Origin of the sequence: Halobacillus halophilus, from assembly GCF_020171985.1 — a bacterium.
In the GTDB taxonomy this organism is placed as follows: Bacteria; Bacillota; Bacilli; order Bacillales; family Halobacillaceae; genus Halobacillus; species Halobacillus halophilus_A.
In genome coordinates this window covers 259,672-277,697 of record NZ_JAIVAL010000003.1, presented here as the reverse complement: position 1 = coordinate 277,697, position 18,026 = coordinate 259,672, and the positions used below count along the sequence as shown (strand labels likewise).

Genomic DNA, 18,026 nt, shown 5'->3' with positions numbered 1-18,026 from the left:
ATGTACAAGTATTATTTGTTGCTAAAATGACTTTCAAAAGTAAACTGGTACGGACGTCCTGATAAGATTGATTACTATCTTTGTTTAACCTAGAATTGACTAGAGTTGTAATAAAATAGAGAAATAGCCACTATTTTGTCGAACTATTAAAAATTGGGGGTTAATGCATGGTTTGGTATTTATCTTATATGGTTGTTTATTTTCTTTTTATGTTTAGTTTAGGTATTTATTATTTCTTAAAGGTGAAATCATCGCAGGATTATTTAATCGCTGGGTGGAATATGGGCTTTTGGTCAATCGTAGGAACAATTGTTAGTACATTTTGCGGAGCAGCAGTATTCATTGGTTGGGTAGGAATGGGGTTTACAGTAGGTCTCTCTGGTTTTTTCCAATTCGCATTACCAGCAGTTGTGTTTAGTATATTATTAATTATAGTTTTTGCAAAACCGTTAAGGAGGCAAAAGCTTTACACGATTGCTGACTTGTTCAGTGAGAGGTTTGGTAAAACTACGGGAGTCATTCCTTCAGTACTATCTGCCTTTGTTTATTCCGTGCCAACTTTAGCTTTACAAATGGTCGGGATGACTACAGTTTTTACAATTGCATTTGGGATGGAAGTATCAACAGGACTAATAGTAGCTTTTGTATTAATTTTAGGGTTTACTATCTTAGGGGGCTTGCCTGCAACAATTATTACTGATGCGATTCAAAGTGTAATTATTATAGTTGGTATCATTGCTTTATTTATCGCTAGTATTTTTTATAGTGGTGGATTTAAGGATGTTGTAAATAATACCCCCTCGGAATACCTCACTCCAGTAGGGCCAGATGGGTTAGTAGCAGTACTTTTATTTGCTCTTTCTGTAGGTCCGTTTTATATAATATGGCAATCTACTTGGCAGCGGATTTTTGCATCTAAAACAGAAAAAGTAGCAAGAAAAGCTGGGGTTACAGGGTTTTTAATTGCAGGTGTTGTTTCTGTCTTACCTTATTCCATCGGGGTGATTGCTCGTAACTATGTCCCTGTAGATATGAATCCTGATCTACTATTTTCATATGTAACAGCTGAGGTATTACCTCCATATTTAGGTGGTATTGTGCTTGTTGGCTTACTAGCAGCATTGATGACAGGGGCTACCTCATTTATTCTTCAAGGAAGTTCAAACCTAACTGTTGACTTATATAAACGTTTATTCAATGTAGATGCATCGGAAAAGAAAATGATGATCGCTTCAAGGGTAACTGTAGCAATAATCTCTATTTTAGGTTTGCTTGTGGCGTTTAATCTGACTGATATAGTTAGCGTGTATCAATGGGCACTTCGCCTCTCAGCTGCAACGCTTGTCTTTCCTTTCTTAGCTATAATGTTTTGGAAAAGAGTTACAAAGACAGGAGTACAAATCAGTATGATCATGGCCTTAATCGCAACAATAATTTATCCATATTTAGGTCTTACTTTAGACCATACAATTTTTGGCTTAACAACGTCTCTTATTAGTTTAATTATAATTAGTTTATTAACTAGACATGCTGCCAGTGAACAAGTTCGAGCAGTTTTTTGGGAAGATCTACTTTCAGCTAAGAATAGGGTATAATCGATATCTATATGGATAAATCTTCTAAGTGAAAGGAAATTTAAGTGAAAAAAGTAGATTTAGTTTTTAAGAATGCAAACATTTTAACACTTGATAGTGAGGGTAGTATTAGAAGTTCTGTAGCTGTTTTAAAAGGAAAGATAGTATATATCTGGGAGGATAAAGAACCACCAAATGATGTAATTACCTCAAAGACTGAAGTTGTCGATTTACAAGGCAAAACCTTGATCCCAGGTTTTATTGACACACATAATCATTTGCTGATGTACTCTCAATACTTGGATCAAATTAATTGTGGTTCTCCTCTAAATAAAAATATTGGGGATATATTAGATCGCATAAATACTGAATCAATGAGTAAAAGACAAGGAGAATGGATTATAGGTTGGGGATATGACGATACGTTATTGGAAGAAAACCGTCACCCAACAAGGAAGGAACTAGACTCTGTTTCTCCGGACCATCCTGTACTTATACGTCACATCTCAAGTCACTTTGCTGTAGTTAATTCAGTTGCATTAAGAATTGCTGGTATTAGTGACAATGTAGAAGATCCTCAAGGTGGGCATTTTGGTAGAAACAAAGATGGCAGTTTAGATGGCGTTTTATATGAATTTGGAGCAATGGATCTTGTTGATAAAGTTATACCTGATTACACTAAAGAGGAATTAGTTAATTTAATTGAGAATGGAGCAAACGATTACCTTAAGCAGGGTATTACGACTAACACCGATGCTGGGGTTGGTCTTGTAAAGGGATTTCTTGAGTATGAGGCTCATGTAGAAGCTGTAGCTAAAGAAAAAAACCCTATGCGTATGCGGTTTATGATTTTGCACCATTTATTATATCAAGGTGCTCCTTTTGAAGGACTTACTTTTGAACAGTTGAATGAAAAGGTGCGGAATGATACTAATTATAACGGAAGTTTGGATAGTGCAAAGCTATTCCAAGATGGTTCTATACAAGGTTTAACTGGTGCATTGAGAGATCCTTACTTCTGTAACCCAAATATAACTGGAGAGTTAAGTCATGCTCAGAATGAATTTAATGAGGAAGTACTTGATTTACACAAAAGAGGGTTTCGAATTGCTACTCATGGAAATGGAGATCGTGCGATAGGTTCAATTCTGGATGCTTATTCCTACGCTCTAGATAAGGTTCCGAAGCCGGACCATCGCCACAGGATAGAGCATGTACAAACAGCAACCAGGGAAGATTTGAATCGGATGAAAGGTTTAGGAGTAGAGGCGTCTTTTTTTATTAACCATGTTTATTATTGGGGTGAACGCCATAGGTCAATATTTTTGGGAGAAGAGCGAGCCAATCGCTTAAACCCATTAAAAGATGCCCAAGAGCGAGGTTTTAAGTTCACATTGCATTCGGACTGTCCGATCACTCCAATCTCACCATTATTCTCAATATGGGCTGCAGTCAATCGTGTCACATCGGATGGAAGAACTCTTGGGGAAGAGCAGAAGATTGATGTTACCACTGCACTAAAAGCTATGACAATATATGGAGCTTGGTTGAACTTTGAGGAACAAGAAGTAGGTTCAATAGAGGTTGGAAAGTTAGCGGACTTTGCTGTATTGGACAAGGATCCTACCTCCTGTAATCCTATTGAAATAAAGGAAATAGAAGTTTTGGCCACTTATATTGGTGGTAAAAGAGTGTATAATAAATAAAGCTTAAAAAAAGAGTAACCCCAATTTATTTGGGGTTACTCTTTTTTTAAGCTTTATACTACTATGGAGTAATATTGATGTTAAATGAGGTCTCGTTAAGATAAAGATGAAAGACATAATAGAACGGTAGTGAATAGAATAATATCTTTCTTGTTGAAAGTTTTCATCGTTCAATAAGATTACCAAATACTAAATTTATAATGGTTATTGTGAATAGAGAAGTCTTAGCAGATTTATTATTAAATAATGACTAATATAACATCTTCCCTCCGTTTCATGGTAAAATATATGTCGGTATTTCACTTAAAACGGAGGCTTTAGATGAATCTATCTAAAAAGACGAATAGGAAGTTCAGGCCGGAGATAGAAGGGTTACGCGCGGTAGCTGCCCTATTAGTAGCGATCTATCACATCTGGCTTGGGAATGTTTCAGGTGGAGTGGATGTGTTCTTCGTTGTATCCGGATTTTTAATAACAACATCGCTTTTAAATATGTACGAAAGAACAGGTAAAGTCGACGGTATTGGATTTCTTCTTAAACTTGGGAAGAGATTATTTCCAATCGCCTTTGCGGTACTTGCATTTGTCATTATTACGAGTTTTTATTTCTTACCTCAAACACAGTGGGTAACGATTATTAAAGAAGTTGCGGCTTCCTTAATCTATGTGGAGAATTGGCAGCTTGCGAGTAATTCAGTCAATTATCTGGCGCAGAATAACGCGGCAAGTCCCGTGCAGCACTTCTGGGCCATGAGTACCCAGTTTCAGTTTTATATCATCTGGACCTTAGTCCTGCTGACCATAATAGGGATTGCCAGGAAGCTAAATAAGAATGTTAGAAATCTATTTTTCTATACATTGATCGGCATGTTTATCGTATCCATTGGTTATTCCGTTTATATAACGGGAGTGAACCAACCGTGGGCTTATTTTGATACGTTTGCGAGAGTATGGGAATTTGCTGCAGGCGGTATTCTATCTCTGGTCATCGCCCATATTTCGTTAAATAAATGGACGAGTGTAGTAGCTGGCTGGATCGGGCTGCTTGGTTTAATTACATGTGGGCTTCTCTTACAGGTAGGGACAGTCTTCCCTGGCTATGCGGCTCTCTGGCCGGTATTGTGCGCTGTTTTCATTTTAGTCGCGGGAAACCGTGGTGGAAAGTATGGCGTCCATCATCTGCTTAGTACGAAACCTCTCGTGAAGTTTGGTGGGATTTCATATGGTTTTTATCTATGGCACTGGCCGATGCTTGTCTTATATTACAACATCACGGGTAACCAAACCGTATCGGTCGTTCACGGCTTGTTAATCATTGGACTCGCCATAGTCGTTGCGTATGTAACGACGAATCTAGTAGAGAAACCAATCAGAAATAGAAAAATACAATCCAAACCAAAATTAGCTCTCATCTTACTTGGAATCGCTATTCCTGTGGTGGTTTTGAATGGTTCCTGGACGTACTACGTGAAAGATACACAGGCGGCATCTGCTAGTGTGGAAATAACGAACACTGATTATCCCGGAGCCGAGGCGATGGAACCAGGAAAAGAATTTAGTACTGATGAACCGTTTATGCCCACCATCTTACAAGCGAAGGACGAAGTGCCGATCAGTTACGGTGATGGGTGCCACCAGGGGATGGAAGAGTCAGAAGTGATCATGTGCGAATATGGAGACGTAGAGGATCCGGAATATACTATTGCCTTAGTGGGCGGATCTCATAGTGCGCATTGGTTAGCTCCATTGAAAAATTATGCCAACAATAATGATATCAAAATATTGAACTACACCCGGAGTGCATGCAGGTTCTCGAGCGAATCTTATTTACTGACCACGAAACTCGACCAGAAGACGTGTGGCGAGTGGAATGAAACCGTGATGGATAAATTAATCGAGAAGCAGCCGGATTTAGTTTATACACCTGCCGATGCGACGGAGTGGGAAGGAATACCAGAGGGTTATGTGGATCAGTGGAGAGAACTGAATGAACATGATATCAACGTGTTCGCCCTGAAAGACAACCCGAGAGCTGAGTTTGATATTCCGACGTGTATTGATAAGAATGGTCGAAACGCTGAAGAATGTAAAACGGAGAATAACCTGGAAGATTTATCAGATGAAGTCGATCAGCTCAATTTAGACAATGTGTACTATGCTGATTTGACGGATAAATTCTGTAATGAAGATGTATGTAAGCCGATTATAGGCAATGTACTCGTTTATCAGGATGGTCACCATCTAACGAGAACGTACGCGAAAACGCTGGCGCCTTATTTGGGCGAGAAAGTAACGAAAGCGTTGAACCATTTTTATGAGGAGTAGCCGGGTTATATGGCTATGGGAAGAGCACCTCTTTTTTGAGAGGTGCTCTTTTGATGTGCGTATTATTCATGTGAATCCTTTTGTGCGAATATGAACCAAACGGGTTTTTTGCTAGATCGCTATTTGGTAATGTTAAAATTAGGAAATCATATTTGTTATAAAGGAGCTTTTATTTGAAGGCGAAAATAATCACATTTTGGATGATAGTGGTTCTTATAGGCATAGTTAGTTATCTTTACTACACCTTAGGTGACCCCCTGGAAATTACGGAACAAAGTGAAGTGCAGTTAGCCCCGGGCGGTGAAGAAGATGGCAATGGACTTGCATTGTCACTTGATGCTTACATTGAAAATAATTCCTCGAATCCATCTCAATCTTATTACGCTGAGTTTGTTATAGAAAGTGAAAAACTTATGTCCATACTAGACGTCTCTCAAAGAAAATTTAGAACAGAATTACACGAAGTGCCACCTCACATTACCATGCCTCTCAGTGTTACATTAACACTTATTGGTGAAAGAGATAGAGAACTTTATGAGAATCTAATAAAAAATGGCGCTGTAAAAGTACATCTATTAGATGAAAATGAAAACGTGATTAAATCGAAAGTAATCAATAATTTTGAGCTAGACATTAGACCGGAAAATATATAATGAAAGAATTTCATAATAGGATGGGGGAAGGTTAAAGCAATGCTCCCCGGAGGCCCAGGATCACACGTTTTCTTATGCTTTTCATATTGTAAGGAGAAGTGAATTTGGATAGGGGAGAATCAGAGGTGGGAGATTTAATTCCTTTTGGACTGTCAGGAAAAGAAGGTCCTGACGATGATCTACAAAGATACAGAATGCACGTGAGGAAGATGTTAGAAGCGGAAACAAGAGCGGAGCTAAATTATCATTATCATCAGGCGAAGAACATACTTAGAAAGGCAGGGTATAGATTAGAAGATTGACGCCTTTAAATTTGTGCGTGTAGAGGCGACTGGCATCTTTAAAAGTGCAGTGAAGGAACTTCAAACATTCCTGATTGGGATGCTTTTTCTATTATTGGAGATATTTATAAGATAAACTCCTTGCTCGGGTAGGGTATTATTTACTAGGTTCTTTATACTTCATAAATAGTAATTATTGTATATTATAGGTTTACATAAATATTACGATCTTATAACATGGACGTTACGAGTCTTATTCATGCAGACATAGGAAAGAGCATTCCACTGAAGACACCTATCAGCATAAGGCTGCTCGTGGTTCGTCTTCTGTATGAGGTGAAACTTCCTAATTTTCGATTACATGGTCTTTAGGCTCAGGAAGTGTGATGCAGATAATTTTAATAAATTCGCAGCATCATAGTCCTATAGTTTTCCAAAACAAAAAATCTAGTTAAATCCATTTTAGGAGGAGATAAGAATGAACAGTAAAAAAATAATTGTTTCTACCGCGCTAACCGCGTCACTTGCACTTGGTGGGACGTTCGCAGCACCTAACGTTATGAATACAAATGTGGTACAAGCTGAGACATCCTTCGACCTTACACAGGACTATGCGGATCAATTAAGCAGTGAGAATACAGCTTTTGATTCGGTCGTTGATGAACTGGGAGAACCGGATCAACAGGATAATATAGAAGGTATTCAGTCTGCTTCCTGGACAGATGATGATGGTGATTTCTTAACCGTGAGTACGGGTATAGACGGTGAGAATGTTGAATCCGTCGTGTTCTCTGAGTCTGGAGATATGGATTTTGAAACCGTTGATGCCGACCTGGCAGCAGCATTTGATGAGATTGAAGAGGGTGACTCTTATGAAGATGCTGTGGATATTATCGGCGCAGAAGGTACCAAAGGTGCATCAAGTAAAGCGCAATTTGAGGATATGAGCTCTACATCTTCCGTTTACACGTGGCAGACAGAAGATTTAGACATCCTTTCTGTCGCTTTCTCTGATGGTGGCATGATTGCGATGACGTTATTCAGTGATGGAGAAACGGAATCCTTCGTAGCTGACGCCCCAGAAGTACCGGAAGAAGAGAAAGATGATTCCGACAATGATACAGAGGAAGAACCTGTTGAAGAAGAAAATAACGACAATCAGGAAGATTCCGCTGATGAAGGCTCTGAAAGTGAAGAGCAGGAAGATCAGTCCGGCGATGACAGTGAGCAAGAAGAAGCTGCTGAATCTGAAGAAGAGAATGCTTCTGAGGAAGACTCCGGTGACATGACAGAAGAAGAGGCTGCGAATGATGAAGCATCTAACGATGAAGCAGCCGATCAAGATGAAGAAAGCGCAGAAGAAAAAGAAGGCGGCGAGCTGCCAGACACTTCTTCTTCCCTTCCGCTTGGAATGTTAGCTGGTTTGGGTGTAGCGCTCCTGGGAGCAGTAGGCCTGGGCATTCGTAAGACAAAATCACAATAATGAAAGGGCAGGCGTTTTAACGCCTGCTTCTTTTATATTCAATAAAAATTAGGCTGGGTTAATCGTAATCATTATATTGATCTCTATACATAAGGGCATGATCAAGTAATGATGCCGGTCAAATGGTTTTAGAGTAATACAAGTAATGGAATATCCAATATCCAGCACGACTCCGGAGCTGCCCCTCCGTACGTTTTGATCATGCTAAAATATTCATGTGAATTTCTGTTTTTATAGGATTAATGAACCATTTTATTTCAATTTTTAGAAAATTATGCTATTATCTTTCTAGGGAGTATCGCTTTTGTGAAAGGAGGAAAATAGGAGGAGGCAATTTGAATAAAATTCAGATTGTAAATGTTTCAAAACATGCGATAGAGCGGTTTGGACAAAGAGTTACGACAGAGTCTTATTGGGACTCTGTTAAATTTATTCGGCGGGAAATTTGGTCAGGAGTTACTCTCTATTCTGCTCCTAATAAGGATAGAGGCAAAGGAGTTGTTACTTACATTAAGAACAATGGATTAGTTTTTGTTGTGGATACAACTGACCAAGAAAGAGCCATAGTATTAACAGTATATCTTGAAGGAGAGATGGTAGGAAGTGCTTAAAATCAATACAGTAACGAATAAAAGAAAGTGGAAGGCTAATCCACCTGATGGCTAGCTTTAATGAATGTATGCTGACTAGTGCCAGGAGTTAAAAATACTCTGCTTTCGCTTGCGATACTCCTGATCATAAAGTGAAAGTTAGGGCATTCATAGTCAGTTAGTATGTAGCAAACGTTCGATTTTTCTCTGTTGGAATAAAATATGATTTAAGGAGTTTTTCATATACTTATGGAGTATCCAGAAGAAGGACGAGTAACTTATGTAAGAGTAACTAAAAAACTACTTAACATGATTGAAGATACCAATGATGCCATTTTCGAAATGAGTCATGAATTTATCATGGCCTCCCTGAAAAAGGGAAATGTTAAAGCTTTAAAAAATACACCCAATCAACCTCCTATAAGTGATGCAACTATTCAGGATGTACTTGAACAGACCTTATTCACGAAAAGCAGCCTGGCGGATGTTTTTGAAGATGAAGATGGACATACGTATTTGGATAACCCAGCCATGATTTATGAGAATTTTTCTGTAGCTTATAAGATCATGGAACAGAGTATTTTCAACATGAGACAATATATAGACCAGGTGGACGATCTTTCAGAGGCACTTGACCCTGAGGAATCCCTTTGGGTTGAGGGGTATCTTTCCATGGAAGCTAAAAATACCATCAATAAGTTGGAAAATGTAATGAAACAAATAGAACAGGTTAATACGGTTCTTGAGGTCCAGATTTATCATTAGAAAATGAGGTAATACTAAATCTATTTTTAATGTGAGTTCTGCAGCCTAGGAGTTTTCGTTGGACGAATGAATAATGAAAATATAAAACTATGTTTATGAAATGTAGTATGACTATGCGATTCCTGAAAAGCACCTCTAAAGGGGTGCTTTTTTTGTGCTTGAATTTATGGATTATCTTCTGAATCAACTTTGGATATAATCAGCCACTTTTCTCGTCTTCTTTAGTGAAAGGTCACTCTCCTGCTTATTGGTGTATGGAGAGGGAGGGTGGGATGAATTTATCTCATTTCTAAACAATTATAATTACTTTTTTTCAAAAATAAGGAATTTTACTTAATTAATGATTGTAGCGTTCCGATATATATGTAGTAAGTTTGAACTATATAATGTGGGAGGATGGCGAGATGATAATTGCAGGGTTGGTTTTATTGACAATTTTACTGTTAGTGAATGCCTGGATAGTATTTCAGATTTATACAATTAAATCGGATAACAAACAAAAATACGAAAAGGTAAAAGAAGACTTTAACACAACTTCACAAGAGCTTTTACGTAATTTGATGGAGAAAAACATTGATAATCAAAAAGAACTTCTACAGGAAATCCAGACACATCATGCGCAAACATATGAAAATTTAATCGATTTTAACAAAGAGAATGTTCTTGAGTGGCTAAAGAAGGCAGAGGAAAAAAATGCTAAGCACATGGCTCAATTAAAAGAGAGATTAGATGCATATTTAAAGGAAGAAATTCAGGATCAAGATCAATGGCTTGAATTGATTCAATCCAAGCAAGGCTCATCCTCTGAAAAACTGGATATAATTGAATCTGCCTTGAATAAATACCCAAGTTACAAAGAGTTTGTAAATGAATATCTTGATGCTATTCAGCCATTTATGGAATCTAGGGATTCCAAGGTTAAGAAAAAAGTGATAGAACGATTAAACCGGGTATCACGGGTGTTCCTCGATAACTGCCGTTCAGAGGACTATAATTTCGCGAAAGATTTACATATGAAAACACTGGAACAAGGGTACCAATTCATGAAAGAAACAAATGAGAACTATAAAGAGAAAGTCAAAATGAACATGGGGATCATGGAAAATACCATTAATATATTGAGTAAAAAGAAACATAGAAATCCGGAGATGGTTAAAGAACTGGAACGTATAGATCAACAGATAGATCGACAGTGGATCCAAAACCAGCCAGAATTACGAGAGCGTTACAATGAACTTTCCAAGCAGTCTATGAAATTATTCAGCCCAGTAGAAATCGATGATGAGCAAATCGATCAATACAATGAAGAAGCCATTCGATCTATTGAACAAGCTTATAATAAACTGCAGGCAAATTCCTATTACTACACTCAAGGTAAACGATTGTATGAACTTACTCGTCTGCTTGGAGGGTGGAATATGCAATACCTTTCTGTTCCTACGCAAACCTACTATCAGTCCGTCTACTCAGAAGCATTTGCAAAAATAAAGCCGGAAGTCAAACCATTGTTTACGAAACAAGTACTCCAGACCACCAAAAAAGAGGTGAGTTAAATTGCCATTAAGCAATCGGAGGTTGAGGAACAACCATTACTTCTACTCCTCTTTATTATCCTCTGAAGGAGTCGCATTGAGTTATTTATCCAGTGAGTGGGCCTCGGACCAGTTGTTAGTTGAGCCGAAAGAATTAGAGTACCTTGATTATGAAGAAAAGGCTCTAGAGGATTATCAACTGCTCCTCGATTCATTTGATAGTAGTGGTATCAACTCTATGGAATATGCAAGAGGGGAAGGGGTGGAGCGCGAGTGGGAAGCGTATCATTTTTTTGCTCAAGAAGAACGGAATGCTCCTCAGGAAGTCTTTCATTTTATTAACGATAATGGACAAGTGGATTATTTTAATCAAGAGCAAATTAACGCAACAAGGAATTGGTCACAAGGAGATCCCATCCCTATTGAAGGCATGGAAGGGCATCATATGAAACTTGTTAGTGATCATCCTGGAAATATAGAATTAGCTGCTGATCCAAATAATGTGATGTTTTCAACAGAAATTGGGCATCTGGAGTACCTTCACGGCGGTAGCACCCGTCACGCTACACAAAGTGAGTACTTCACTTTAGATTCTACGCTTGATGAAAAATTCCAGGCGACATTGAATCATAACGAACAGACGATAACGGTATCTTCCTTAGAGCATGGAGCGATGTCTATCGGTGGAGGGGCGATCCTTTCGTCAACCATTGGTGTACTAGCAGAATGGTACCGGCTGAAGCGGGATCCCCGTCCCTGGAGGGTGAAAAAATCCCAGTTAATTAAAGCGAGTATCGCTTTTGGAACAATTGGCGCAGGTTTATCAGCGATAGGATTTATGTCTCAGCATTCGATTGAAACTCTATTGAGTACAGTTGATCCTTCCATACTAGATCAAACGATGATGGACATTATGGGAATCAACGGTACGTTTTTTGTTATTTCGATGAGTGCTGCCGCATTGCATTATTATTGGAATATAAAGCGCGGCGTCTCGAAAAGACAAGCACAGCAAGAGCTTCAAAGAATGACAGTTATTGCAGCGGGAGAGTTCTTAGCTTTTTCAGCTCTCGGCATAGGAGCTGACATACTAGGAGATCTTGCGGCCGATACAGTTATGGATGCCCTTATTCCTGATCCTACAGGATTAGTGATCGTCAGTCGTGTGGCATGGGGGTTATTTAAAGCAGGCAAGAAACTTATGGAATCAGAAGGAAATAAAAGAGCAGTGAAGGAATGCAAAGAAGTTCATTTTACTTATCTTCACGATAATGCTTTACGTTCTAGATGGAATGGGGGTTAAATGTACCTAACTATTATGCGTACTCACTGTGTAATACAGCCATAAAGTGTATTAAACGTTCTATAATCTAATAGAAAATCAAGGGGAGTTGTGCAGGAAGAAGTTAATTCGGGAATCCATACACGTCATTGATATAACATTTTACAATATAAAGGAGGCTGTTTTATATGGGAACATTAATTATGATTTTAATTATTGGACCAATAATTATAGGAGTATTAGTTGTAGTCTTTGAAGAGGGAGACAGAATAAGAGTTAGTAAACTCACTGGGAATGTTTTACATCAACTGCTGGAAGATAATAATATTAACGATTACGAGTATCAAAAGTTCGAAGATGGATCTTATCTCTTAAATGATGGGGAGAGACAGCTCTTATACGTTATTGATGAAGGTGGCTGGACTTCTTGGGGATATGAAAACATTATCAATGTCGAATTTTCTATTGATGATACACAAGCGTATGAAGCTTCTCTTTCCTCGGCTACCGGAAGAGCCATTGTGGGTGGAGCATTAGCTGGAGGTGTAGGGGCCATAATTGGTGGGTTTACAGGTAAGAAGACAGGGAGAAAGGTGGTTAATCGCATGATGTTGACGGTTTCTTTCAACACTCCGCAACACCCTTACAAACGAATTATGTTATTAAATAATAAACAAGGAGCGGAACTTAATAGCTACCAATATGAAGACGCTGAAAAAAGTGGGTTGTATTGGAGCAATCTAATTACTTCATTAATGAATCAGAATAAATAATCTTATAGGAATTGGATTCAGCTTTTATTAAAGAGTGCTGATCGTATTGAGAGAGATTCTATTACATAATAAGTATAAAGGAATGTTAAGTGAGGAGCGATTGCTATTACTATTTTCTGGAGAGAGTTTTTAGAACTGGATAGTAGTAAAAATGTAGGAGGGAACTGTCCAACTAACAGGCGAGCAACCTAAAAAAACTGGAGCATTTGATACCAATGTAAATGGAGAGAATTTAGCAACCGAAGCATCCAAATAAGTTCAAGATTAGCTAGACGATCAACAAGCTTAAGAAGAGCTAAAAGAACAAGAAGAGCTGAGTCTAAAGCAATAGAGGAAGCTACAGAAAAAGCCGAGGCACCCGTTACGAACAGCAGGAAATCAATGTGCCTGGAAGAACGTTTGCTATTTCTCTCTTTCATATCGGTCATATGGTACCTGTACTCTCTTATTTTGGTCTATGGAATTACACGCTTTTGGAAAAAATGGAATCGTACAAACAGAGTATATCCATCCAGTCCACGGAGGTGGGCTGGAGGCTCTTGCAGGCACTCTTTCTCACTCGTCCGATATCGGTTTGGAACGTGTGAGCAAGAAAGCGTGAAGGCGAGTGGCTCGTCAACCCTGGACGTTATCCGGAAGACGGAAATAGTCTGATTCTAGTTGAGGATATCGTCGCAGCAGATTATGGTTTGTCCTACTCCCGGGGCGATGAGGATGATCGATTTATCGATCGTTTTCAAGATTTGTTTGAAACGGATGATCTCCAGCCGATGTTTCCGAGAAATGGTGAAGAGCCGTTTCAAGGAACCTACACGTTTCTAATCACCCTAGGGGATGCGAGCGCTGAGATTCAATGTTCTGGCGTTGACACTATGGAAGATCTTCATGTGGCCATTCAGCAAGCCTATGGGTTTTGGGATGGCCATTTGTATAGCTTTTTCATGACCGGGAAAGCTTGGACCGAACCTTCCCTCAGCAGTTCGGAAGAGGGACCGTCAGAACAATCGGCCGATCAAATTCTCATTGGGGAAACTGGGTTAAAACAAGTCGATACGATACTTTATCTTTATGACTATGGTGAGGAGTGGAGAATACAGATCAAGGTGAAAGAGATGATAGAAGGAGCGTGACAGTGGAACGTCCAACCGTTAGGGTGGCAGATCAAACCATTAGATAAGATTTAGAGGCACTATAGTAGGGTAATCTGATATACAATGAACTAAAATTTGTAAAAACGGAAAGGGGATTCTATGAAATACTATGTACAACTGGTAGATCAAAGTCAAAAGGATCAAAAGGATGGGGTCAAACCTGACAGATGGCATCAAGTTAATTGGGATTGGGAACTAGGGTACACAAACCATGATCAACTGTTTAAGGATATTGAGAACTATATTCGTGAAAATAAACCAAAATATCAATTAACGGATTATCAAGTAAATAAATTTATGAACGGGAAACTAGAACAAGATGTTGTAATAGTACGCTTTGTAGAGATAGAAGATGAACAAAGCTACAGAGATTCACGACACATTCGTCATAGTGTTTATAGAAAAGAAGCGTATAAGTCTATCTATGATTATCTAAATGATTACATTAGTAAAGACAAAATTAACACATCCATACCATATTTATAAAAAGGACATAAAAAAGCCCCCTCTAACAGCAACAGCCGTTAAAGGGTATAGAGTGGTCTAAGTATTTCCTTGAATATGTAAGATAATGAAAACATATGAACTCCTTTATCCCTTTATGATTATTCGGAAAATTTGGTAATTTTTGCTCGTCATATAGTACTATCTATTCCTATAATTGTAAAAAAAGTAATCTGACTCCCCCCTTATTTCGTACAACCAGGTTTGTAGTATTCACAGCCACTAGAGGAATTAGAAGACGGACCATATTTGATGAAGAAAGGGTTTCAGCCACTAAGAACTAAAGAAACCTAAAAGATAACTATAAGGATCAAAACATAGTTCGAGAAAACCCCTCTCACCGCTAATAGAAACACCTAAATAACCTACTAAATGACAGATCCCCTGCTGCCGATCACGTGTGACTGGGCATCAAATGTAGGGTTGTATTATGACACCATCATGACGAAAAGACCCTGGCTGATTGGTGTGTCGCTGATTTTTCTGATCCTCTTTGTATTGTCCCTTATCGAAATAGCCCACGGGGTCCAGCAAACCTTTTTTGCAGCAAATATACAAAAGATAGAAGGAAAAACAGGCTGGATGACGGGAAAGAATACAGTCAGGATAAAGAACTATTCAGGCAATTTTATAATCACTTTTACTAGTAGGCAATTCAGGGTGTCGCTCGCGGTACGAAGATTGTCGTGAAAAAAGGTCCTGCAGATTCTGCGAGACCTTTTTTTCATGGCTGGTTGCCAGAATAGTTTTGCTTAATGGAATGGGTACTTTTTAAAGAACTATTCTATTGGTTAATATGCTTGCAGAGAAGGTAGAAGCAAAGCGGGAGAGTCGTGCAGCTATCAAGTTATAGAGGTTAAAAATAGAGAAGGGGAAGAAGCCCGGGCTGGTATTTGAGGGATTAGGAGCTGAAGTAAGATTTAAGCATCGTACTGACCTTCATTTATCCCTTTCAATCTGGTAAATAGAAACGTTCTTAAACTTTGCTCCAGATGCGATATTTCTTCCGGGTAGTAGATGAGGTGTTGAGCCTTGCGGATGTCGAGGATATGTATACTCCTGTGCCCATCATTCTCCAGTTCTGTACGTGTTAAAATATAATCCATTGTATAATTTCTTCCTTCCAATATAGTAGTAAGGCAGCGCAGCAAATCGTAGGTATTGCTGCGCTGCCTTTTTTTCATTGAGTCTTACTATGCAGAATGTCTTCTATACTCCTTTCCAGATCCTTATTCCGGAGATTTATACAAATCATCCGGTACGTTTACGTCATTGAATAAGGCAGCAGGACTGACGCCCAGGGCAAAAGAGATCGCAATGATCTGATAGATGCCGGGATGCCTTTCTGCTCGTTCAATATAACCGATATAGTTTGGTGACAGCTCGACTTTATCAGCGAGCTCTTCCTGGGTCATGCCCAGTTCTGTTCGTGTGTTACGTACTTGAGTGCCAAATATGGCAATGGCTTCTTCAATAGGTTCTTTTCTCATACTAAAATTCTCGTATGCAATGGTGAAACTTACCACAAACTGAGAGTGATATTTTTACATATAAAGTAAATAATGGTGTGTTTTTTAAAATTACCTTCCAATTAATCAGGGCTCGTGTAAAGAATTTATAGAATTCAAATAGAGAAGAGGGATAAATAGCTATAACTTCTGACTCCGTATAATGAGTGAGTTACTTTGAGGTTGGAATGTACAATTCAATTCTTCTTATACTCCAAATACCAGGTAAACAGCCTCACTTAATTGATTAACAATGAAGTAAAAACTGGAAAATACTTTGTTTGTTCACTAGACAAACAAAGTAACCGTTGATACAATATCTTTTGAAAGCGATTTCTAAAAGATGGGAGGAAGGAGTAGTCGTTTGGTTCTACTCTGTAAGGTATGAATAAGAAATTGTATATTGTTTTAATCACGTTAGTTGCCACACTAGGTGGGTTATTATTCGGGTATGATACAGCGGTCATATCTGGGGCTGAAGGTTCCTTGCAGACTTATTTTGCGAATAATTTAAACTTAAGTTCGCTAGCTCATGGCTTAACCGTTTCCAGTGCTTTGATAGGATGTATTATCGGGGGATTGCTATCCGGTTATTTTGCTACTCGTTTCGGTCGTAAGCGCACATTGATATTAGCTGCTGCTCTTTTCTTATTTTCTGCACTGGGTTCTGCCTATCCGGAGGCTCTTTTCTTTACGGTGGGAGAACCAACATATGGCCTTCTATTACTCTTTAATGTGTATAGAATTATCGGGGGAATCGGTGTCGGTCTGGCTTCTGCAGTTTCTCCTATGTACATTGGGGAGATTGCGCCATCGCATATCCGCGGAAGGTTAGTATCATTGAATCAATTCGCTATTATTTTCGGTATGCTAGTCGTTTATTTCGTGAACTGGGGGATTGCAAGAGGACAGACAACAGAGTGGGTTAATGAGATCGGATGGCGTATGATGTTCGCCTCCGAAGCCATACCAGCGCTCTTATTCCTCCTTCTATTATTTACGGTGCCTGAGACGCCTCGTTACCTGGCTTCTCAAAACAAAAATGATGAAGCATTTGCTATTTTGAATAAAATCTATGATAAAACGATGGCAAAAGCGACATTGTATGAAATTAACAACTCGTTTGATACGAAAAAAGGGAAACTGTTTTCATTCGGTGTGCCAATCGTTGTGGTAGGGATTTTACTTTCCGTATTCCAACAATTTGTCGGGATTAATGTCGCATTGTATTATGCTCCTAGAATTTTTGAAAGTATGGGTGCAGCACGGGATGCTTCGATGTTCCAGACCATCATTATGGGACTTGTGAATGTACTCTTTACGATCATTGCCATTATGACGGTTGATAAATTCGGACGAAAACCACTATTGATGATCGGATCACTTGGCATGACCATCGGGATGTTTGGCGTTGCTGGACTTGCTTATGGGAATGCGATTGGAATGGCTACTCTTGTATTTATCATTATTTACACAGCATCCTTTATGATGTCGTGGGGTCCCATTGTGTGGGTATTGATTTCAGAGATATTCCCAAATAAGATCCGCGGACAAGCGGTTGCCATTGCTGTTGCTGCTCAGTGGGCTGCAAACTATTTCATTTCGTCAACTTACCCTATGATGATGGAGTTCAGCGGAGGCTTTACATACACTTTTTATGGTGTGATGAGTATCTTGTCCGGTTTGTTTGTCTGGAAATTTGTTCCGGAAACGAAGGGCAAATCGTTGGAACAGCTGGAGATGCGTTTGCGTAGAAACAAAGGTGAGCAAGAAGAGGAACAGCCAAGGGCCCATTCCAAATAGTTCATCATAAAGCTGACCAACTATGTGCCGGGAAGTGGCATGACTTAATGGAACAGGACTAGTGTTTTTAAAAATAGATGTACGATTTTTCCTATA

At 38.9% G+C, this 18,026-nt stretch carries 17 protein-coding genes; 14 read left to right on the top strand and 3 right to left on the bottom strand.

The features are described from left to right. Window positions 1–167: 167 nt before the first annotated feature. From LCM11_RS08275 to LCM11_RS08225, 11 genes are all read left to right on the top strand, one after another. Entirely contained in the window at window positions 168–1,595 is a 1,428-nt protein-coding gene (locus LCM11_RS08275) for a sodium:solute symporter family protein (protein WP_224893774.1), read from the top strand. A 44-nt stretch (window positions 1,596–1,639) separates the two neighbouring features. Next, window positions 1,640–3,280: an amidohydrolase gene (locus LCM11_RS08270; RefSeq protein WP_224893773.1), complete on the top strand. Its 1,641-nt coding sequence runs from the start codon at window positions 1,640–1,642 to the stop codon at window positions 3,278–3,280. 321 nt (window positions 3,281–3,601) lie between these two features. Then, window positions 3,602–5,605 carry an acyltransferase family protein gene (locus tag LCM11_RS08265; protein ID WP_224893772.1) on the top strand — a complete coding sequence of 668 codons (2,004 nt, stop codon included), beginning with the start codon at window positions 3,602–3,604 and terminating at the stop codon, window positions 5,603–5,605. Between the two features lie 173 nt (window positions 5,606–5,778). Beyond that, window positions 5,779–6,258 (top strand): hypothetical protein, encoded by a 480-nt coding sequence (locus tag LCM11_RS08260; RefSeq protein ID WP_224893771.1) that lies wholly within the window; start codon window positions 5,779–5,781, stop codon window positions 6,256–6,258. 104 nt (window positions 6,259–6,362) lie between these two features. Then, window positions 6,363–6,560, top strand: coding sequence for a hypothetical protein (locus LCM11_RS08255; protein ID WP_224893770.1), 198 nt, complete (start codon window positions 6,363–6,365; stop codon window positions 6,558–6,560). Window positions 6,561–7,017: 457 nt separating this feature from the next. Then, window positions 7,018–8,022, top strand: coding sequence for an LPXTG cell wall anchor domain-containing protein (locus LCM11_RS08250; RefSeq protein WP_224893769.1), 1,005 nt, complete (start codon window positions 7,018–7,020; stop codon window positions 8,020–8,022). Window positions 8,023–8,357: 335 nt separating this feature from the next. Next, window positions 8,358–8,633, top strand: coding sequence for a hypothetical protein (locus tag LCM11_RS08245; protein WP_224893768.1), 276 nt, complete (start codon window positions 8,358–8,360; stop codon window positions 8,631–8,633). 228 nt (window positions 8,634–8,861) lie between these two features. Further along, the gene (locus tag LCM11_RS08240) at window positions 8,862–9,377 is read left to right on the top strand and encodes a hypothetical protein (protein WP_224893767.1); all 516 of its coding nucleotides are present in this window, start codon (window positions 8,862–8,864) and stop codon (window positions 9,375–9,377) included. 404 nt (window positions 9,378–9,781) lie between these two features. Further along, window positions 9,782–10,930: a hypothetical protein gene (locus LCM11_RS08235; protein ID WP_224893766.1), complete on the top strand. Its 1,149-nt coding sequence runs from the start codon at window positions 9,782–9,784 to the stop codon at window positions 10,928–10,930. Window positions 10,931–11,006: 76 nt separating this feature from the next. Further along, window positions 11,007–12,212: a hypothetical protein gene (locus LCM11_RS08230; RefSeq protein ID WP_224893765.1), complete on the top strand. Its 1,206-nt coding sequence runs from the start codon at window positions 11,007–11,009 to the stop codon at window positions 12,210–12,212. Window positions 12,213–12,379: 167 nt separating this feature from the next. Further along, window positions 12,380–12,964 carry a hypothetical protein gene (locus LCM11_RS08225; protein WP_224893764.1) on the top strand — a complete coding sequence of 195 codons (585 nt, stop codon included), beginning with the start codon at window positions 12,380–12,382 and terminating at the stop codon, window positions 12,962–12,964. A gap of 188 nt (window positions 12,965–13,152) precedes the next feature. Here LCM11_RS08225 and LCM11_RS08220 read toward each other — a convergent pair whose 3' ends face one another. Then, window positions 13,153–13,392: a hypothetical protein gene (locus tag LCM11_RS08220; RefSeq protein WP_224893763.1), complete on the bottom strand. Its 240-nt coding sequence runs from the start codon at window positions 13,390–13,392 to the stop codon at window positions 13,153–13,155. A gap of 261 nt (window positions 13,393–13,653) precedes the next feature. Here LCM11_RS08220 and LCM11_RS08215 point away from each other — a divergent pair, with 261 nt between their 5' ends. Together LCM11_RS08215 and LCM11_RS08210 are read left to right on the top strand one after the other, a co-directional pair. Beyond that, complete coding sequence (locus LCM11_RS08215; RefSeq protein ID WP_224893762.1) at window positions 13,654–14,094, top strand: plasmid pRiA4b ORF-3 family protein; 441 nt, start codon at window positions 13,654–13,656, stop codon at window positions 14,092–14,094. Window positions 14,095–14,214: 120 nt separating this feature from the next. Then, window positions 14,215–14,601: a hypothetical protein gene (locus LCM11_RS08210; RefSeq protein ID WP_224893761.1), complete on the top strand. Its 387-nt coding sequence runs from the start codon at window positions 14,215–14,217 to the stop codon at window positions 14,599–14,601. A gap of 938 nt (window positions 14,602–15,539) precedes the next feature. Here LCM11_RS08210 and LCM11_RS08205 read toward each other — a convergent pair. Then, complete coding sequence (locus tag LCM11_RS08205) at window positions 15,540–15,725, bottom strand: hypothetical protein (RefSeq protein WP_224893760.1); 186 nt, start codon at window positions 15,723–15,725, stop codon at window positions 15,540–15,542. Between the two features lie 123 nt (window positions 15,726–15,848). Continuing rightward, the gene (locus LCM11_RS08200) at window positions 15,849–16,109 is read right to left on the bottom strand and encodes a helix-turn-helix domain-containing protein (protein WP_224893759.1); all 261 of its coding nucleotides are present in this window, start codon (window positions 16,107–16,109) and stop codon (window positions 15,849–15,851) included. Between the two features lie 402 nt (window positions 16,110–16,511). On the opposite strand from LCM11_RS08200, the gene xylE reads away from it, so the two are divergent. Next, window positions 16,512–17,930 carry a D-xylose transporter XylE gene (gene xylE, locus LCM11_RS08195; RefSeq protein ID WP_224893758.1) on the top strand — a complete coding sequence of 473 codons (1,419 nt, stop codon included), beginning with the start codon at window positions 16,512–16,514 and terminating at the stop codon, window positions 17,928–17,930. Window positions 17,931–18,026: the final 96 nt, after the last annotated feature.